Genomic DNA, 18,653 nt, shown 5'->3' with positions numbered 1-18,653 from the left:
CCTCTCTGCCAACACGGCTAGAGATCGCGGGTTGCCGCTTGACCATAGCCTGCTAGAATCCCTTCAGCATTTCCCCCGGAGGGTCGCATGGGCATCGGAAGACCAATCAGACAACGCGGACTGACACCGATGGTCGCCCTGGCGGCGGCGGTCGTGCTGGCAATTGCCGGCTTTCTCGCCATCGGCCATCTGCCAGGCGATGGCAACAAGGAGCCAGGCAGCGATGGTGTCCGCTTCGAGGTCGTCGATGGCGCGCACCGGGACCTCGATGGTTCCCCGGCGCTGGCCCTCTCGTTCAGCCTGCCGCTCGACGCCAGGGCCGATTACGACCGCTTCGTCCAGGTTTTTGAAATGCCGGTCGACGCAGCGAAGACGCCGGCGGCGCACGACGGCGAGGACGAGGCCGCGGACGACCAGGGCGCGGTCTCGGCGTCCGAGATGGTCGGTACCAGCAGCCGGACGCCGGCGGACACCGCACTAGAAGGTGGCAAGCCGGTGGCCGGCGCGTGGGTGGTCGGCGAAAACCCACGCCTGCTGTTCTTCCCGCACATCAAGCCGCAGACTCGCTACGTGGTGCGCGTCCAGCCCGGGTTGCCCGCCAAAGACGGCAGCAAGCTGGACGAGGAATCGCGCTTTTCGATCAGGACCGCAGCCGTTGCGCCGGCGTTCTACTTCACCAGCCGAGGCATGGTCCTGCCGGCAGCCCAGAGCGGTGGCCTGCCAGTGACGACGGTCAACGTGCCGGAAGTAGACATCCAGTTCCTCAAGGTCGATCCCGCTCAGCTCGCGAAGTTTCTCGAAAGGGTCGCCGCCCGACCCTTTCGCGGAGCATCTGCTGAGGCTGGGTCGGGCGAAGAAGGCGACGGCGAGGACAGCAATGCCGACGGCTATTTCCACAACCCGGGCAGCCGTCTGAAAGGCGCGGTCAACAGCTGGGAGCTTGATCAACTGCACAAACTGACCAGCAGCGTCTTTGTCGGCCGCTTCCTCACCGAACAGAAGGCCAATCGCCGCAGCGTAACCTTCATTCCAGTCGAGACCATCCCGGCGCTACGCGAACCCGGGGTCTACGTGGCAGTGATGTCGCAGCCCAACCGCTTCCGTGGCGACTACCAGACGACCTACTTCTACGTCAGCGATCTTGGCCTGCATCTGCGGCAGTATCCCAGTCGCGGCGCCGACGCCTACGTCAGTTCGCTGACCGACGGCAAGGCCCGGCCTGGCGTCGAGGTGAGCTGGGTCGATGGCCAGGGCAAGACGCTGGCCCGCGGCGAGAGTGACCGTGATGGCAGGGTGGCGCTCGCCGAGCGGCCAACAGGCGCGCATGTGGTAATCGCCAGGAAGGACGGGCAGATGTCGCTGATCGCCCTCAGGGAGCCGGCGCTCGACCTGGCGGAGTACGACATCGCGGGTATGCCCTACGTCGCTGTACGCCTGTTTGCCTACAGCGGCCGCAACCTCTACCGGCCAGGGGAGCGCTTCGAGGTCTCGGTGATCGCGCGTGATGCCGATGGCCACCCGGTCCCGCCGCAGCCGATTCAGGCGATTCTCCGACGCCCCGATGGCAAGGCGCAGTGGACAGCAAGCTGGCAGCCCGACACCGCCATTGCCGGCTACTACCGGCACACGATGGAACTGCCGGCCGATGCTGCCACCGGCTCGTGGAACCTCGAACTGCGTGCCGACCCAGCGACGAAGCTTGCCGGCACCAACATGCAGTTTGCCGTCGAGGAGTTCCTGCCGGAGAGAATGCAGCTCGACCTGACCACCACCAGCGAACGCCTGAGCGGTGAAGCACCCTGGCCATTCGATGTCAGTGGCCGTTACCTCTACGGTGCACCGGCCGCTGGCAACCGCTTGCTCGGCGTGGTTACCAGCGAGCGCAACCGCAATCCGCTGGCGCCCAAGCTGCCTGGCTTCATCTTCGGTGACGCTGACGAGGATGCCGTCAGGACGCGGGGCGAGCTGCCGGAAAGACAGCTCGACGAGCAAGGCAGGGCCAAGGTCGAGGTCGACGTGGATGCAGTCGCCAGGCGCCACTCACCATTCACCGTGCGGGCGACGCTGAGCCTGCTTGAGAGCGGTGGCCGGCCGGTGGTGCGCAGCATCGAGCGGGTCTACTGGCCAGCACCGGTTCTCGTCGGGCTGCGGCCGTTGTTTGTCGGCGCCTACGCGCGCGAGGCTGCGCCGGCCGATTTCGAAGTCGTGCGCGCGGCTGCGGACGCGACGCTGAAGGCCGGAACAGCGCTGCCGGTCCGACTTTTCCGCGAGAACCGCAATTACTACTGGCGCTTTGACGATCAGCGCGGCTGGAATTCGGGATTCACCGAAACCGACGAGCTGGTGACAACGACACTGGTTTCGGTACCCGCCGGCGGGCGCGGCAAGCTCAGCCTGCCGGTCAAGTACGGACGTTACCGGGTCGAGATTCTCGACCCCGAGACCCGGCAGACGATGCGCTACCGCTTCTATGCCGGGTGGTCGGCAAAGGACGACGAGACCCAGGGTGTACGCCCCGACCGGGTAGCGCTCAAGCTCGACAAGGCGGCCTATGCCGTCGGCGACACGGCCCGCCTGACGATCACGCCGCCGCATGCCGGCGAAGCGCTAGTAACGGTCGAGGGCGACCGGGCGCTATGGGTCCGCCGGCTGGCGGTCGGCGCCGACGGCGCGACCATCGACATCCCGCTCGACAAGGCCTGGACGCGTCATGATCTCTATGTCTCGGTGATGGTGCTGCGACCCGGCAACAGCGGCGAGAAGGTAACGCCGGCGCGTGCCCTGGGACTGCTCCACATACCGCTGGATCGCGGCGCCCGAAAGCTCGCGGTCAGTCTTGAAGCCGTGCCGACAATGGAACCCGAGCAGCCGCTGAAGGTCAGGGTCAAGGTTCCCGAAGCCAAGGGGCAGCGAGCAATCGTGACGCTATCGGCAGTCGACGTCGGCATCCTCAACATCACGCGTTACGCCAGTCCTGATCCTTTCGGCTTCTTCTTCGCCAAGCTGCGTTACGGCGCCGACGCCTACGACGTCTATGGCCGGCTGATCGAAAGGATGGATGGCCAGAGAGGCAAACTCAAGTTCGGCGGCGACGCCGCGCCGAAGCCCACCCGCAGCCTGCCGAAGAAGGTTCGCCTGGTCGACCTGTTCAGCGGCCCGGTAGTACTCGATGACCGGGGTGAGGCCGAGATCTCGCTGGCAGTGCCCGATTTCAATGGCAGTCTGCGGCTGATGGCGGTCGCCGCGACCAATGACCGCTTCGGCATGCAGGAAGCCGAAGTCACCGTCGCGGCACCGCTGGTCGTCGAACTGGCGATGCCACGCTTTCTCTCGGTCGGCGACAGCGCCGTGCTGGCACTCGATGTGCAGAACCTCGCCGGCAGCCCGCAGGAGGTAAGGATCGCACTGAGCAACCGTGACGGCCTGTTGATCAAGGGCGGGGAGCAAGTACTAACGCTCAAGGATCAGGAGAAGCGGATCCTGCGCTTTCCGGTCGAAGCGGGTCGCGCCATTGGCCTCACCGAGGTGCAGGTCCAGGCCGACAGCCCGCGGGTGAAAATCCGGCGCAGCTTCCCGCTGCAGGTGCAGGCGCCAACGCCGCGACAATCGGTGGTCAAGCGCCTGGGCGTCGCCGCCGGCGAAACGGTCGAGTTGCGTGATGCCGAGCTCGGTGGCTTCCTGCGCGAAAGCGTGTCGGCGACGCTGGCGATTTCGGACCGCGCGCCGATCGACGTCCGCAGCGCCGTCCAGGGCCTGCTGGCCTATCCTTACGGTTGTGCCGAGCAGACGACGAGCAGCGCCTACCCGCATGTCTTCATCGATGAAGCGGCGGCCAGGCAGTTCGCTCTCAAACCCTTCTCGCGGGCCCAGCGTGCCGAGATGCTTGACAAGGCAATTGGTCGACTGGCCGGCATGCAGGCGCCCAATGGCGGCTTCAGCCTGTGGGGCAATCCGGGGGAATACCAGTACTGGCTCTCCGCCTATATCAGCAACTTCCTGCTCGACGCGCGCGAACAGGGCTTCGACGTCCCGCCTGCAGTCGAGAAGCGGGCGCTCGAGTTCCTGCTCAAGGGGCTTCAGGAGGGGATTGCCGGCCTGCCGACGGCAAACGTCAAGTACAACCAGAACTCGATCTGGAATGACACCCGTTACGCCGGTTCCGGTCGCTTCGCGGTACTCGCCTATGGTGCCTATGTGCTGGCGCGCCAGGGCAAGGCGCCGCTGGCGACGTTACGCCAGTTGCACGAGTCCGAAGCGGCGGCCTACTCCGGCCTGTCGCTGGTACACCTTGGTCTGGCGCTCAAGCTGATGGGTGACGAGACACGCGCCAGGAGTGCGATCGAAGCAGGCATCAGGAAGCCACGCGCCGGCCCGGAGCACGCCTGGTGGGGCGATTACGGCAGCAATCTGCGCGACTGGGCGATGATCTACAGCTTGCTCGAGAAACATCAGCTCAAGCCCGAAGGGCGCGAGGATCTCGTCAGCCAGGTGGCTGGCGCTATGGCAAGCCAGCGCTACTACAGCACGCAGGAGAGGCTTGCGCTGTTCCTGCTCGGGCGCAGTTTCGTCACCGACGCGGGCAAGGAGTGGAACGCCGAGCTGCTGGCGAGCGGGCAGGCTCAGCCGATCGCCGGCAAGGGCACGCAGTTCAAGGCCCTGTCAGCCGGCGAACTGGCCGCCGGGATCAGGATCAGGAACCCTGGCAAGGAGCGCCTGTTCGTCGAACTCACCTTCACCGGCCATCCGCTCAGGATGCCTGCCGCGCGGCGTGATGCCTTCGATCTGCAGCGTGACTGGTTTACTGCCGACGGGCAGCCACTCGGCAATCGCCCGCTGCGCGTCGGAGAAACAGCCATCGTGCGCTTGCAGGTGAAGACCGCCGGACGCCACGCCAACGGCCTGGTGGTGGACCATCTGCCGGCCGGACTCGAGATCGAGAACGCCAACATCGTTCAGGGCGAGCAGTCGGTGGTGACCGTCGGTGGCATTGATCCGCGACAGGCGATGCAGAACAGCAACATCCGTCACGTCGAGTTCCGCGACGACCGCTTCGTGGTCGCCGCCAGGCTCGCCGATCAGATGCCCTTCTTCTACCGCGTGCGGGTTGTCACCCCCGGTCGCTTTGTCGTGCCGCCGAGCTACGCTGAAGACATGTACCAGCCGCAAATATACGGTCTCGCTGGTGGCGACGAGGTGCTGCTGATCAGCGACGGCAGCGCGGAAAAAGACGCTGGCACGAAGAAGTGAGACGGGCTTTGCGGCTGGCGTTGGCCGCCACGCTGGCGCTGTTGCTGATCGCCGACCAGCTTTTTCCGCCACCGCTTCCCCGAGGGTCAGCGCCGAAAGCGCAGGTTGTGGTCGCGCGCGACGGCACGCCATTGCGTGCGTTTCCGGACCGGGCGCACATCTGGCGCCACCCGGTGCAGCTCGCAGAGGTGTCGCCGCGTTATCTTGAAGCGCTGGTGGCTTACGAGGATCGCAGCTTCTGGTGGCATCCCGGAGTCAATCCCTGGGCCCTGCTGCGTGCCGGCGCGCACTGGCTGGAGCATGGCCGCGTCATCTCCGGTGGCTCGACGCTGACCATGCAGGTTGCCCGCCTGCTCGAACCGATGCCGCGCACCCCGGTCGGCAAGCTGCGCCAGGTCGCCCGCGCCCTGCAGATTGAGCTGCGCTGCTCGAAGCGCGAAATCCTCCAGATCTACCTCAGCCTCGCGCCGATGGGCGGCGTTCTCGAAGGGGTCGAGGCAGCCAGCCGGGCCTACCTCGGCAAGCCGGCACAGCGCCTGACAGCAGCCGAGGCGGCGCTGCTGACGGTGTTGCCGCAGGCACCGTCGAGGTTGCGACCGGACCGCTACCCGCAACGCGCGCGGAGCGCGCGCGACAAGGTGCTGGAACGGATGGAATCACGCTGGGGAGCAGCAACCGTTGCCGACGCCAGGCGCGAACCCGTGATCGCCCAGACCGTTCGCGAGCCATTGCTGGCGCCGCTCTTTGCCGAACGCCTGCGGCGGCTGCAGCCAGGCGTGGCAAGGATCGAAAGTACCCTCGATGCCGGCATGCAACAGACCGTCGAACAACTGCTGTCATCCCGCCTGGCAGTGCTGCCACCGCGCGTGTCGATGGCAGCGCTGGTAGTCGACAACGGCACGCTGGAAGTTCGCGCCTACGCCGGCTCGGCCGATTTTGCCGACGAGGCGCGCTTCGCGCACGTCGACATGGTACAGGCGGCGCGCTCGCCCGGTTCGGCACTGAAGCCGTTTCTCTACGGCCTGGCGCTCGACGAGGGCCTGATTCACTCCGAATCGCTGCTGGCCGACGTACCGCAGTCGTTCTCGGGTTACCAGCCGGGCAATTTCCAGGCCAACTTCAGCGGTCCGGTCAGCGCCTCGGAAGCCCTGCAGAAATCGTTGAACGTGCCGGCGGTCGAGGTTCTCGAGCGGCTCGGGCCGCAACGCTTCGTTTCCCTGCTGCGCCGTGGCGGCCTGAAACTCGAGCTGCCGCGGGGCACCGAACCTAATCTCAGCGTCATCCTCGGCGGCGCAGCGGTCAGGCTCGAGGGCCTCGTCGGCGCCTATACGGCGCTGGCGCGTGGCGGGATCAGCGGCCGACCGCGCTTTCTGCCCGACGCCCCGCACGAAGAGGCGCGGATGATGAGCGAAGGTGCGGCGTTCATCATCCGTGACGTCCTCGAATCGGGAGGCCCGCTAGCTCGGCAGGTCGAAGGCGGCGTCGGCACGCGCCGCGGCATCGCCTGGAAAACCGGTACCAGCTTCGGCTTCCGCGACGCCTGGGCAATCGGTGTCAGCGACGGGTTTACCGTCGGCATCTGGGTCGGGCGCCCTGACGGCACACCGAATCCCGGCTTCTTCGGCGCCAACATCGCGGCGCCCTTGCTGGTCGATGTCTTTTCGGTGATCGACAATTCGCCACCACCGGCGAGAATTCAGCCGACCAGCGTCTCGTCGGCGAAAATCTGCTGGCCACTAGGCGCCCGTAGCGAGACCACACCGCCGGAACTGTGCCATCAGGAAAGGACCGCATGGCTTCTCAACGACACGGCGCCACCAACCTTTCCCGACAGATTGCGGGGCAGCGCCGCGCGCTACACCGACTACCTCGATGCCGCCAACGCAATGCGCGTACGCGCCAGTTGCGCCACCGGCGAGATGCAGGCGGTGGAAATGGCACGCTGGCCGGCAGCCCTCGAACCCTGGCTCGATACTGCAACGCGCAGGAAGGCGCTGCCACCCGCCTGGGCGCCGACCTGCAGCAGCACACCGGCTCCCGAAGGTGGCTTGAAGATCGTTGGCGTCAGTGACGGTGAAACGATCCGTCGCGCCGCCAACGGGTCGGAGCCACAACTGCGTCTCGAAGCGCGCGGCAGCCAGAACGACCTGATCTGGTTGCTCAACGGCCGCCAGCTCGGCCGTCTCCCGGCAAATCGCGCCTTGCAGCAAGAATTCGCCGAGGCGGGACGCTACCGGATCACGGTCATGGACGACGCTGGCCGCTATGACCGGGTCGAGATCAGTGTACGCTGAGCGCTGTCGCCCCCGCGCAAGGCGGGCGCGGCGCCAGGCTTTCGGCGGCCAGGCAAACGATCAACCACTGTTTACCGGATCATTCGACGGACTCTGCCTTCTTGCCGGTGCGCGCAGCCCATGGTGGATATCCTGGACGTATGACGTGCCGTCAGCTTTCGTCCGCGGAACCGAGCGGGCACACCGATTTTGGCAAACACTTTCCCTAGGCTAACACGTGTTCGAGGTCGTACTGGTACACCCCGAAATACCGCCCAATACCGGCAATATCATCCGGCTTTGTGCCAATACCGGGGCGCGGTTGCACCTGGTGCAGCCACTCGGCTTCGAGCTGACGGAACAGCGGCTTCGGCGCGCCGGCATGGACTATGCCGAGCTGGCAGCGGTGCACGTTCATCCCAACTGGGCATGCTGCTGCAAGGTGCTGGCCGAGCTCTCACCACAGGGTCAACGCTTTGCGCTCACCACCAAGGGCACCCGTCATCCCGCCAACGCGGACTTTCGGGCGGGCGACGTGCTGGTCTTTGGCTGCGAGACGCGCGGGCTGCCAACGGAAATTCTCGCCGAGTTCGGCGCCGACCATTGCCTGCGCCTGCCAATGCTGCCGGACAATCGCAGCATCAACCTGTCGAATGCCGTCGCCGTCACAGTCTATGAAGCCTGGCGCCAGATCGGCTACCCTGGCGCGACTTGACAGCGCAGGCTACTCGCCGGGCGCTTCTCCCCTACTCGTCCTCGAAACCAATGTCGCGCGCCATCAGGGCGGCAACCCCTTCAATCGGCGTCATGCTGCCGTCGAGAACGGCACACACCCAGTCGGTAATCGGCATCTTGATGCCCAGCGCAGCAGCACGGCGCTGCACTTCGCGTGCGGCGGGCACGCCTTCCGCCACATGGCCCAGTTCGCCGGTGATCTGGTCAATCGGTTTACCGGTCGCCAACAACAAGCCAACGCGCCGGTTGCGCGAAAGATCGCCGGTACAGGTGAGAATCAGGTCGCCCATCCCGGACAAGCCCATGAAGGTGTCAGCGCGTCCGCCCAGCGCCTTGCCAAAACGGGTGATCTCGTGCAGTCCGCGAGTCAGCAAGGCGGCACGGGCATTCATGCCCAGCCCGAGGCCATCACAGACGCCGGTGGCGATTGCCATGACGTTCTTTACCGCGCCACCGACTTCAGCGCCGACGACGTCATCGCCAGCGTAGATGCGCAGGCGTGGACAGCGCAGATTTTCGGCGCAACGGAGCGCGAAGCCGGCGTCGGCCGACGCGATCGTCACCACCGTCGGCAGGTTCCGTGCCAGTTCATCGGCAAAACTGGGGCCGGTGAGAACGCCACACAGACGCTCGCCGAGCACTTCGCGCACCACCTGGTGGGGCAACAGTCCGGTACCTCTTTCCAGGCCCTTGCAAAGCCACAGAAAGGGCGTCCCGATCCGCGCATCGCGCAGGTGCTGTAACGTCGTACGCAAACCGGCGAGCGGAGCGGCGATCAGAACCAGGTCGGCGCCATCGGTGGCCAGGGTGAAATCGGCGGCCAGCGCCAGCGAGGCAGGAAAGCGATGCCCCGGCAGGTAGCGGCTGTTTTCACCGGCAGTTCGCATGCTTGTAACCTGGTCAGGATCGCGTGCCCACAAGACGACGGAATGTCTGTGGGCGAAAGCGATGGCCAGGGCAGTGCCCCAGGCCCCGGCACCTAGAACCGCGATGCGCATTGATCTTCCTTTCCTGCAATGGCGTTGTCTGGTGACTCGCTGCGGCGCGCGTCGGTGGCCCCAGATCGGACCGTGCTGGCGGTGCTGGCGGGGTCAGACGTATCGAACTGAAGCAGGGTCGGCGAGAAAACTTCGGTCACCAGAACTGATTGCGCACCGAAGCCGAAATGCGAGCGACGAGCCCAAAGGGTAAACGGAGCCGGATCGGCGAATTGCAGGGCGTTCAGCGCTGGCAAGAAGAGCGCATGCCGGCAGTCGAGCCGCCTGAAGTTCATCGGTCCTCGGGTGAAACCAGCATCGGCGAAGAGCAGGGCGCCGAGCGAGCGATTGCCAAGGCGCGCCAACCAGAGGGTCAACGGGCCACGCGGTCGACAGGGTAGAACCGTGTGGGCGAAGACGACGACGCGATCCTCACAACTCAGCGCCACTTCACGGACCCAGGCCTGTGCGCCACGCTCAAGGCCGAGCGCCAGCGCTTCATCGTCCGTTGCTGCGCCCAGGCCCTGGCGCAGCACCCGCACAGCGAAGCTCCCTCTGGCCTGGATGCGTGCCGTCAACGAACCGCGGTGGCGCAGCCAGGGGATGAAGGGGCTGCTGTCGGCTGTGCGCAGCAGACTGCTGCGCCACTGCCGGTTTTCCGCAACGCTCATCATGACAAGCCGGAGGGCTACCTTTCAACTACTGTGGAGCCGGGGATTTCTCGATCCCGCCAATGCGCGCCCCCGGCTTGATGCCCTTGCTCGAAAACCAGCCAAGGTTCATTTCCAGCGCAAAGCGCGCGGCCTTCGCAGCGCAGTGGTTATCTTCGGTCTCGGGCTGCATGTTCTCGATGTTGATAATGCGCCCTTCCTGGTCAAGAAAGGCCACCGAGAGCGGCAGGTACGTGTTGCGCATCCACATGCAATGACGGCCCGCCTGGGAGAAGACGAACAGCATCCCCTGGTTGGTCTGCATGGTGCGGCGATGCATCAGACCCTGTGCCCGATTCGGCTCGTTCGCGGCCACCTCCGCGTCAATCCGGTAGAAACCGGCACTCAGCTCGATGCGCGGCATTTGCGCCGAAGCGACTGGCGCGGTGAGGAGCAGCCAGAGAGCGATCAACGACAGAGACGTGTGGGCCATCAGAGACTCCGGAAGGACTGCGATCAGGAACCAGAACAGACGATCCACCTGACGACGACGGTCACTATTTCTTCCCTGCCTTGCCTTTGGGCTTGGCCTTCTCGGCAGCCTTCGTCGGCTGGGGAGCCTTGGAGGTCGAGGATGAAGCGGCTCTTGCCGGCTTCGCTGATCCGCTCTTCTTCTTTCCGGTCGGCTGCCCGGCTTCCTTGGCCACGGGTTGCCCTGCGGCCTTGCTTCCCTTGTTGGGCGGCTGCGTGGCGAGCTTCGCCGCGGGCTTCGGCGGCGCCCCGACGGCGCCGCCGAAGGTCACCTCGGCATCTTCATGCTCGGCAGCCCTCGGTACGGCCAAGGTGGCCGCACAGGACAAGGACAAGCCCAAGGCGAGAAGGTATCGCAACAGCCTGTGGGTGGTTTTTCTCATAGCCAGCTTTCTCGACGGTCCCGGTCCTGATTATCGCATTGCCTCAACAGGCGGCGAACTCGCCTCCTGGCGCCCCGATGAAACCCGCCTCGCCGTCGACCGGTGAAGCGTACGGGTGCGAGTGGCACCCGACCGATCCGCCCCGTGCTGCCGACCTGATCAGTGGCTGGTGCCTTCTGAACGCGATATTTTATTCCAGACGTTGTACTTGCCGACCGGTTTCTTCGCCGGGATGCGCTTTACTTCCTTCAGCGTCCGCGCATCGATCACCACCAGCGCGCCATCCATTTCCCACAGGCTGGCAAGCGCGTAACGGCCATCCCGGGTGAACTCGACATGCGCCAGCGTCTGTCCGGGCTCAGCCTTGATCTGCGCCACGACTTCGAGCGTCTGTTTGTCGATTACCTGCAGCGTGTTCTTGTGTTCCTTGCTCATCATCGAGTCGGTAAAGGCATAGCGCGTGTTCTCGTGGCTGCGCATGAAGAATCCGGGTCCGAGCGTCCTGATCTGCTTGACGGTCTGGTAGTTGCCCAGGTCGATCACGGTCACCAGGCCTTCATTGAGATTGGGCGAGGCCATCACGGTTCGCTCGCGCCCCGACGGGTCTTTCCACTTCCAGGTAATCCCCGAGCCAAGATGCGGCATGCCGGACAGGTCGAGGTCGGCGATTTTCCGGCGCAAGTCGAGGAGAATCACTTGGCCCCTGGGCGCCGAACGAGACGAACCCAGGACTGCGTCGTAACCCTGGGTGAAGAAAAAATCATCAAGACAGTCATTGAGCATCGTCCGGCGCGGGTGGAACATGGCCGGCTTGAAGTGGCCTTCCTTGTACCGGTAGTCGTGTACCAGCCCATCGGCAATCGGCTCCGCGTCGGGATCATAGCTGATCTCCCAAACCTCCGGCACGTCCTTCAGCGCTGCGACGAAGCTCCTGCGCGGCGCAGCATCATAAACGGCCGACACCCGAGAACTCGTGCTACCGGCGGCGTTCAAGGTCGGAATCACCTTGACCAGCGAGAGATCCCTTGCGTCGAGCAGAACCAGGCTGTGCGGCAGGTAATTGGCGACCATGACCCACTTGCCGTCGCCCGAAACTGCTGCATTACGTGTGTTCAGGCCGGCGCGTATCTCGGCGACGACGACCAGGTTGTAGATGTCGAACTTGGTGATCCAGCCGTCGCGCGAGGCGAAATAGACGAAGCGGCCGTCCGGCGAAAACTTCGGCCCGCCATGCAGGGCATAGCGGCTGGGAAAGCGGTGCAGGCGCTCGAACTTGTCACCGTCGAGGACGGACACATGATGGTCGCCGGTCTCGACGACAATGAACAGGTTCAGCGGATCAGCTCCCTTCAGTCCCGCGCCGGGGTGCGCTGGCAGCTTCGCGGCATCGGCATTGACGACCTGCGACGCGCGGATCTGTGCTTCACCCCATACCGGCGCCGGGCTGACCTTGCTGTAGATCCATTCCGCCAGTTGCTGGGCCTGGTCGGCATCCAGCTTGTCGCCGAAGGCCGGCATCTGTGTCGCCACACGCCCCTCCCGGATGACCTTCAGGGCGTCTGGCCGGCGCAAGCGCTCGAGGTTCTCCGGCAACAGCGCCGGGCCGATACCGCCCAACCGCGATTCACCATGACAGGCAGCGCAGTGCTCCTGGTACAAGACCTTGACGTCGGCGGGACCGGCAAACGCCGGAGCGCCGACAAGAATGACTGTCAGACAGAAAGCTGAGAAGCCCGCATGCCATTTCATGACGTTCTCCGTATCCGGATGTGCGGTGTGACCGTCAGGCGCTCACGGCCGGGGGCGACACCGATTTCCTCGTCGTCGAGATAACAGCCGGGGTCCTCAGCCCACGCGTCGCCCGTCAGTTGCTGCGCACGGACGCGGGTGTTGCCGTTGCAGATGTCGAAGTGCTGGCATTCGCCACAGCGCCCTGAGACACTGCGCGGGGACTGCTTCAAACCCGCCAGCAGCGGGTCCGAGAGGTCCATCCAGATTTCCGAGAAGGGACGCTGGCGAACGTTGCCGAGAGTGTAATGCCACCACATGGTGTCGGGATGGACGTTGCCGAGGTTGTCGATGTTGGCGACGTTCACGCCCGATGAATTGCCACCCCACTGGACGAGGCGAGCGCGAATGTTGGCTGCCTTGTCGGGAAAGCGCCGCTGCACCCAATGCAGGAAATACACGCCGTCGGCATCGTTGTTACCGCTGGTAAACTCCTTGTGCAGTCCCCGCTGCTGGTACTCCCAACAAGTTGCGAAAAGCAGATCCATTGCCCAGCGGGTCAGTCGGTGCTGGGCGTCATCCTGACGGTTCTTGTTGCCACGGCCGGCATAGTTGAGGTGCGAGAAATAGAAGCGGTCGATGCCTTCGTCCTCGACCAGTTCGAGCAGGTGCGGCAGGTCGTGCGCGTTGTCCTGGGTCATCGTGAAGCGGACACCGATCTTCATGCCGAGGTCACGGCACAGGCGGATGCCTCGCAGCGAGGCTTCGAAGGCGCCCTTCATCTGGCGGAAGCGGTCGTGCGTTTCACCGATGCCATCAAGCGAAACACCGACGTAGTCGAAATCACAGTCCGCGATGCGAGCGATGTTCGAAGCGTCGATCAGGGTGCCGTTCGACGATAGACCGACGTAGAAGCCCATCGATTTGGCCCGGCGGGCGATAGAAAAGATGTCCGGGCGCAACAGGGGCTCGCCACCGGAGAGGATCAGCACCGGCACGCGGAAGCGCTGGAGATCATCCATCACGGCAAAGACCTCGTCGGTCGTCAGCTCACCCGGGAAATCCTTGTCGGTGGAGATGGAATAGCAGTGCTTGCAGGTGAGATTGCAGCGCCGGATGAGATTCCAGATCACCACTGGCGCCGGTGGGTTTCGCTTGGGCCCGGGTAGTGTCGGCGCCAAGAGCTCCTGCATGTACTGCGATATGCGAAACACCGTGCAATCTCCAGCAGAAATTGGACCATTAGAGAGCAGGCTCGTCAGGGTGGCTTTGACTTGGATCAAGGGCTCCGACGTCACCTGCCTGGAAGCAGCACCGAAGAGGATATGCGGCACGCGCGCACAGGCCGGCGAATGCGCGACGGTGAAAGTATCTATGCGCTGACGCCAGCGCGTGCCCCGAGGGCTTGCGCGGTCGACAGGACAATGGGAAACTGGCTGACCTTCAACGGATAGGAGAAACTCATGAATGCGCAGGACATCTCTCGCTGGCAGGAAATCGTACTGCAAACCGGCTCGGAACTTGGGATCAAGGTGCTCGCGGCGATTGCCTTCTGGATCATCGGTCGGTGGCTGATTGGCGTCGTTGGACGTCTCGTGCAAAACGCACTGGGCCGTCAGAAGGTCGATGCGACCTTGATGCGCTACCTCGGGACGGTCATCAATGTCACTCTGAATATCATCCTGGTGATTGGCATCCTGGGCTATTTCGGCATCCAGACCACCAGCTTTGCTGCCCTCTTCGCTGCTGCCGGCGTGGCCATCGGCCTGGCCTGGTCGGGCCTGCTGGCCAACTTCGCCGGTGGCGTCTTCCTGATCATCCTGCGACCGCTCAAGGTGGGTGATTTCGTCACGGTTGGCGGCATCACCGGCACGATCAAGGAGGTCGGCCTGTTCACCACGGCACTCGATACGCCAGACAACGTGCTCACGCTGGTCGGCAACAGCAAGATCTTCTCCGACACCATCCAGAACTTCTCGACCAACCCTTATCGGCGGGTGGATCTGAAGGCACAGCTGTCCGGGGCGGCTGATCATGCGGCAGCGATGGCACTGCTCAAGGAGAAAATCGCGTCTATTCCCAACGTGATGAAGAGCCCGGCGGTTGATGTCGAGATTCTCGAATTCAATCTCGTTGGCCCGGTGCTGGCCGTACGTCCCTACTGCCACACGGACCACTACTGGCAAGTCTATTTCGACACCAACCGGACGATCCGTGAATCGCTCTCGGCAGCTGGCTTCCCGGCGCCGATGCCAGCGCAGGTGGTGTTCGTCAATCAGCAATAGACTCGACGGCGACCGGGTCGCGAAACTCCGTGCCGGGGGTTGCCTGCCGCCAGGCAGCGCAGCACGATGGCGCCTAGGTTCCTGCCCGGCAACCGCTTGACGCTGTTGAACAGCGGCGCGGAGTACTTTCCGGCACTGATCGCGGCGATCAACGAAGCTCGGCATGATGTCCATCTCGAAAGTTACATTTTCGCGGACGATGCGACCGGGCGGGCTGTTGTCGATGCGATGACCAATGCCGCTCGCCGCGGCGTTACGGTGCGGGTGCTCGTCGATGGCTTCGGTGCCCCCGAGTTTTCTGATCGCCTGCAGCCGGGAATGGTGTCGGCTGGCGTCCAGACAATGGTTTACCGACCGGATATCGCACGTTTCCGCTTGCGTCGCCATCGCCTGCGTCGCCTGCACCGAAAACTGGCGGTCGTTGATGGGGAGATTGCCTTCGTTGGTGGTATCAATATCATCGACGATCTGAACGGCCCGCAGCAGATGCCGGCGCGCTACGATTATGCGGTGCGTGTCGAGGGCCCGCTGCTGACGCCAATTCAGCTGGCGCTGCACAGGCTTTGGGAGATGGTGCTGTGGGCGAAGCTGAATCGCCGCTACCGACTGACGAAAACGTCACGCCACGAGCCGATACCGCGAGGGGACCAGACAGCAGCCTTTCTGATAAGGGACAACATCCGCCACCGGCGCGACATCGAGGAGGCCTACCTTGAGGGAATCGCCGCGGCTGAGCACGAGATCATCCTCGCCAATGCCTACTTCCTGCCCGGCCGCCGCTTCCGGCGAGCCCTGCGCGATGCGGCAGGGCGTGGCGTACGGGTGATCATCCTGCTGCAGGGACGCGTCGAGTACCGCCTGATGCATTACGCCACACAGGCGCTTTACGGCAAGCTACTCGGTGCTGGCATACGGATATTCGAGTATCGGCGCAGCTTCCTGCACGCCAAGGTCGCGGTCATCGACAGCTACTGGGCGACCGTCGGTTCGTCCAATATCGATCCTTTCAGCCTGCTGCTCGCCAGGGAAGCGAACGTCGTCACTCGCGATGCAAAGTTCGCCACGGAGCTGCGGCGCAGTCTTCGCCAGGCGATGCAGGATGGCGCCCGCGAACTACCTGTCGACAGCTGGGAGCAACTGGCATGGCATTCCCGCCTGTTGCGCTGGGTAAGCTACAATCTGGTCCGCATGCTGGTAGGCCTCGCCGGTTACGGCGGCAAACACTGATCCGGATATACACCGCGCCGTGCCGGCACCCGCCCGATAGACCAGGCGGCGATGGCCCAACGCCACAGATCGACCAATCGGCCATCGCGGATGTCCTGCGGTACGGCGTGGCCAAGAAAATGCAGGGCAGCTGCAAGCACCGCGCTGCCAGCCGAGGGATCGACAGCTCTTGCCCGGGTCTGCTTGGAGAGCTTCTCACCGGCAGCGTTGGTCACCACCGGCAGATGTGCATAACTGGGCCGAGCCAGGGCAAGGCGTTGTTGCAGCCAGATCTGGCGCGGCGTCGAGTCGAGCAAATCGGCTCCGCGGACGACGGCAGTGACCCCCTGCGCAGCGTCGTCGACAACAACCGCCAACTGGTAGGCAAACTGTCCGTCGGCACGCAGGAGAATGAAATCGCCAACAGCTTTCTGCAGATTCTGCCGCACGCGCCCCTGTACCCGATCCTGAAAAGACAGCTCATGATCCGGCACGCGCATTCGCCAGGCGCGCGCCGCCCGTCCCGCGGCGAGTCCTGGACGACAGGTTCCCGGGTATAACAGCCCGCCATCTACCGCTAGTAGCGGTAAGCAGGCCGCAATCTCGCGCCGTGAACAGGCGCACGGATACGCCTCGCCGTCGAGTTGAAGCCGGGCCAAGGCCGCACGATAGGCATCCAGACGCCGGCTCTGAACCATGACCTCACCATACCATTCAAAACCGAATCCCTCGAGCGTACGCAGGATCCCGTCTGCCGCTCCGGGGACAGTGCGCCGCTGATCAACGTCCTCAATGCGCAGCAGCCACTCGCCGTCGCTGGCCCGCGCATCAAGATAGCTTCCGACCGCTGCAACGAGCGAACCAAAATGCAAAGGACCGGTCGGCGAAGGTGCAAAACGTCCACGGTAAAGGAGACCACGACTACCGTCCCTTGACTTTGCGACGCTCATTCTTGATCACAATCAGAGACCGAGGCGCTGGCGGCGCCGATCAGGACGCGGACCGACGCCAGCCGCCTTTGTAATTGCGCAGGCGCCGGGTAAAATCTCGAGGTCATTAACAGGATTCCCCCCATGAGCGATCGCGCGATCACCCCAGCCGACGAAGCCGCCATTCTCGCCGAGGCACTTCCCTACATCAAACGTTTCCACGGCAAGACCATCGTTGTCAAGTATGGCGGCAATGCCATGACCGACGAGAACCTGAAACAATGCTTCGCGCGCGATGTGGTTCTCCTCAAACTCGTCGGGATGAACGTCGTGGTGGTTCACGGGGGTGGCCCGCAAATCGAGAATCTGCTCAAGCGCGTCGGCAAGAAGGGGCGGTTCGTCCAGGGCATGCGCGTCACCGATGGAGAGACGATGGAAATCGTCGAGATGGTGCTCGGTGGCCAGGTCAACAAGGACGTTGTCAACCTGATCAATCAGGCAGGCGGCAAGGCGGTAGGCCTGACCGGCAAGGATGGCAGTTTCATTCGCGCCAAAAAGCTACTGCTGGCCAACCAGGACAACAGCGAGGATCTGATCGACGTCGGCCAGGTCGGAGACATCATGCAGATCGACCCCTCGCTGATCGGACATCTGGAGTCGGGAGGTTTCATCCCGGTCGTCGCACCAATCGGTGTCGGCAAGAATGGGGAGACCTACAACATCAACGCCGACGTCGTGGCCGGCAAGATTGCCGAAATACTCAAGGCCGAGAAGCTGGTCCTGCTGACCAACACGCCGGGCGTCCTCGACGATACAGGCACCCTGATCACCGGCATGACACCAAAGCAGATCGACGACATGGTCACCAACGGCTCGCTCTCCGGTGGCATGCTGCCGAAGATCAGCTCGGCGCTCGACGCCGCGCGCAACGGCGTCAAGAGCGTACACATCATCGATGGTCGCGTCGAGCACGCGCTGCTCCTGGAAATCCTGACCGACCATGGCGTCGGGACGATGATCAAGTCGCATTGATCGGACATTGGCCCTGAAAGTCTCGTCCCGGGTCTGGCTTTTCGACCTTGATAACACGCTGCACAACGCGACCCCGCACATTTTCCCGCACATCAACCGCTCGATGGTGAGCTACATCTGCGAGCATCTGAGCGTTGACGAATTCGAAGCGACTCGCCTCAGGCAGGAATACTGGCAGCGCTACGGCGCCACGCTGCTTGGCCTGATGCGTCATCACGGCACCGATCCGCACCATTTCCTCCGGCATACCCACCAGTTCCCCGACCTCAAGCACATGCTGGTCCTCGAACGCGGCCTGAAGGCCATGCTGCGGCGGCTACCGGGACGCAAGTTCGTCTTCTCCAACGCACCACTGCGTTATAGCGAGGCGATACTCGAACTCGCCGGCATCGAGACCTGCTTCGACGCGGTTTACTCGGTCGAACGCATCCGCTTTCAACCCAAGCCGGCCGTTGGCGGGTTCCGCTACCTGTTGCGCAGCGAGCGCTTGCATGCCCATCGCTGCATAATGGTCGAAGATTCGCTGGCCAATCTGCAGACCGCCAAGCGGCTGGGAATGAAGACCGTCTGGGTAAGCGGAAGCACACGCCAGCCCTCCTGGGTCGACCAGCGGCTGGTTTCCGTGCTCGATCTGCCAAGACATCTGCAGCGTCTGTAGGCGCTGGGTCGGCTGCTTG

15 protein-coding genes and 1 pseudogene are annotated in these 18,653 nt (G+C 63.9%); 9 read left to right on the top strand and 7 right to left on the bottom strand.

The genetic code is table 11. The annotated features are described in order from the left end of the window. Positions 1 to 87: 87 nt before the first annotated feature. Positions 88 to 3,393: pseudogene (locus tag V5B44_RS26900) on the top strand (MG2 domain-containing protein); the annotation flags it as partial. Between the two features lie 57 nt (positions 3,394 to 3,450). Here V5B44_RS26900 and V5B44_RS26895 read toward each other — a convergent pair. Further along, positions 3,451 to 3,810 carry a hypothetical protein gene (locus V5B44_RS26895; protein ID WP_434735522.1) on the bottom strand — a complete coding sequence of 120 codons (360 nt, stop codon included), beginning with the start codon at positions 3,808 to 3,810 and terminating at the stop codon, positions 3,451 to 3,453. Here V5B44_RS26895 and V5B44_RS26890 point away from each other — a divergent pair. The 3 genes from V5B44_RS26890 (at position 3,691) to V5B44_RS23120 (ending at position 8,235) form a co-directional block, all read left to right on the top strand. Then, entirely contained in the window at positions 3,691 to 5,247 is a 1,557-nt protein-coding gene (locus tag V5B44_RS26890) for a hypothetical protein (RefSeq protein WP_434735521.1), read from the top strand. The two genes, V5B44_RS26895 and V5B44_RS26890, sit on opposite strands and share 120 nt — an antisense overlap. Then, complete coding sequence (pbpC, locus tag V5B44_RS23125; RefSeq protein WP_332361396.1) at positions 5,244 to 7,541, top strand: penicillin-binding protein 1C; 2,298 nt, start codon at positions 5,244 to 5,246, stop codon at positions 7,539 to 7,541. Before V5B44_RS26890 ends, pbpC begins: the two co-directional genes overlap by 4 nt. A 217-nt stretch (positions 7,542 to 7,758) precedes the next feature. Next, entirely contained in the window at positions 7,759 to 8,235 is a 477-nt protein-coding gene (locus tag V5B44_RS23120) for a tRNA (cytidine(34)-2'-O)-methyltransferase (protein ID WP_332361395.1), read from the top strand. Between the two features lie 31 nt (positions 8,236 to 8,266). Here the strand turns inward: V5B44_RS23120 and V5B44_RS23115 are convergent, their stop codons facing one another. Genes V5B44_RS23115 through V5B44_RS23105 form a run of 3 tightly spaced genes read right to left on the bottom strand, consistent with a single transcriptional unit; the run spans position 8,267 to position 10,375 of the window. Then, a complete protein-coding gene (locus tag V5B44_RS23115) occupies positions 8,267 to 9,253 on the bottom strand; it encodes an NAD(P)H-dependent glycerol-3-phosphate dehydrogenase (protein ID WP_332361394.1) in 987 nt (328 codons plus the stop codon). Then, positions 9,235 to 9,906 carry a chorismate--pyruvate lyase family protein gene (locus V5B44_RS23110; RefSeq protein ID WP_332361393.1) on the bottom strand — a complete coding sequence of 224 codons (672 nt, stop codon included), beginning with the start codon at positions 9,904 to 9,906 and terminating at the stop codon, positions 9,235 to 9,237. Before V5B44_RS23110 ends, V5B44_RS23115 begins: the two co-directional genes overlap by 19 nt. Before the next feature lie 25 nt (positions 9,907 to 9,931). After that, positions 9,932 to 10,375, bottom strand: a complete 444-nt coding sequence (locus V5B44_RS23105) for a DUF192 domain-containing protein (protein WP_332361446.1) — start codon at positions 10,373 to 10,375, stop codon at positions 9,932 to 9,934. Between the two features lie 92 nt (positions 10,376 to 10,467). Here V5B44_RS23105 and V5B44_RS23100 point away from each other — a divergent pair, with 92 nt between their 5' ends. Continuing rightward, positions 10,468 to 10,902, top strand: a complete 435-nt coding sequence (locus tag V5B44_RS23100; protein ID WP_332361392.1) for a hypothetical protein — start codon at positions 10,468 to 10,470, stop codon at positions 10,900 to 10,902. A gap of 53 nt (positions 10,903 to 10,955) precedes the next feature. On the opposite strand, the gene V5B44_RS23095 is transcribed toward V5B44_RS23100, so the two are convergent. Next, the gene (locus V5B44_RS23095; RefSeq protein WP_332361391.1) at positions 10,956 to 12,545 is read right to left on the bottom strand and encodes a cytochrome D1 domain-containing protein; all 1,590 of its coding nucleotides are present in this window, start codon (positions 12,543 to 12,545) and stop codon (positions 10,956 to 10,958) included. Further along, positions 12,542 to 13,738, bottom strand: coding sequence for a heme d1 biosynthesis radical SAM protein NirJ (gene nirJ, locus V5B44_RS23090; RefSeq protein WP_332361390.1), 1,197 nt, complete (start codon positions 13,736 to 13,738; stop codon positions 12,542 to 12,544). The genes V5B44_RS23095 and nirJ overlap by 4 nt, the downstream gene beginning before the upstream one ends. 249 nt (positions 13,739 to 13,987) lie before the next feature. On the opposite strand from nirJ, the gene V5B44_RS23085 reads away from it, so the two are divergent. Further along, positions 13,988 to 14,809 carry a mechanosensitive ion channel family protein gene (locus tag V5B44_RS23085; protein ID WP_332361389.1) on the top strand — a complete coding sequence of 274 codons (822 nt, stop codon included), beginning with the start codon at positions 13,988 to 13,990 and terminating at the stop codon, positions 14,807 to 14,809. A gap of 66 nt (positions 14,810 to 14,875) precedes the next feature. Further along, positions 14,876 to 16,036, top strand: a complete 1,161-nt coding sequence (clsB, locus tag V5B44_RS23080) for a cardiolipin synthase ClsB (RefSeq protein ID WP_332361388.1) — start codon at positions 14,876 to 14,878, stop codon at positions 16,034 to 16,036. Here the strand turns inward: clsB and gluQRS are convergent. After that, positions 16,018 to 16,965 (bottom strand): tRNA glutamyl-Q(34) synthetase GluQRS, encoded by a 948-nt coding sequence (gene gluQRS, locus V5B44_RS23075; protein ID WP_332361387.1) that lies wholly within the window; start codon positions 16,963 to 16,965, stop codon positions 16,018 to 16,020. The genes clsB and gluQRS overlap by 19 nt on opposite strands. A 123-nt stretch (positions 16,966 to 17,088) precedes the next feature. Between gluQRS and argB the strand changes: the two genes are divergently transcribed. Together argB and V5B44_RS23065 are read left to right on the top strand one after the other, a co-directional pair. Then, positions 17,089 to 17,976, top strand: a complete 888-nt coding sequence (gene argB, locus V5B44_RS23070; protein WP_332361386.1) for an acetylglutamate kinase — start codon at positions 17,089 to 17,091, stop codon at positions 17,974 to 17,976. Positions 17,977 to 17,983: 7 nt separating this feature from the next. Continuing rightward, positions 17,984 to 18,634 (top strand): pyrimidine 5'-nucleotidase, encoded by a 651-nt coding sequence (locus V5B44_RS23065; protein ID WP_434735519.1) that lies wholly within the window; start codon positions 17,984 to 17,986, stop codon positions 18,632 to 18,634. Positions 18,635 to 18,653: the final 19 nt, after the last annotated feature.

It is taken from the genome of Candidatus Accumulibacter necessarius, from assembly GCF_036625085.1.
The sequence above is the reverse complement of the archived record's forward strand: the minus strand, read 5'-3'. Positions and strand labels throughout refer to the sequence as shown.

What these genes read in the sequence shown, in the direction of transcription:
- V5B44_RS23085 (WP_332361389.1), top strand. Translation starts at nt 13,988, where the DNA reads ATGAATGCGCAGGACATCTCTCGCTGGCAGGAAATCGTACTGCAAACC.
- V5B44_RS23105 (WP_332361446.1), bottom strand. Translation starts at nt 10,375, where the DNA reads ATGGCCCACACGTCTCTGTCGTTGATCGCTCTCTGGCTGCTCCTCACC.
- gluQRS (WP_332361387.1), bottom strand. Translation starts at nt 16,965, where the DNA reads ATGAGCGTCGCAAAGTCAAGGGACGGTAGTCGTGGTCTCCTTTACCGT.
- V5B44_RS23110 (WP_332361393.1), bottom strand. Translation starts at nt 9,906, where the DNA reads ATGATGAGCGTTGCGGAAAACCGGCAGTGGCGCAGCAGTCTGCTGCGC.
- clsB (WP_332361388.1), top strand. Translation starts at nt 14,876, where the DNA reads ATGGCGCCTAGGTTCCTGCCCGGCAACCGCTTGACGCTGTTGAACAGC.
- V5B44_RS23095 (WP_332361391.1), bottom strand. Translation starts at nt 12,545, where the DNA reads ATGAAATGGCATGCGGGCTTCTCAGCTTTCTGTCTGACAGTCATTCTT.
- argB (WP_332361386.1), top strand. Translation starts at nt 17,089, where the DNA reads ATGAGCGATCGCGCGATCACCCCAGCCGACGAAGCCGCCATTCTCGCC.
- V5B44_RS26895 (WP_434735522.1), bottom strand. Translation starts at nt 3,810, where the DNA reads ATGCGGGTAGGCGCTGCTCGTCGTCTGCTCGGCACAACCGTAAGGATA.
- V5B44_RS23115 (WP_332361394.1), bottom strand. Translation starts at nt 9,253, where the DNA reads ATGCGCATCGCGGTTCTAGGTGCCGGGGCCTGGGGCACTGCCCTGGCC.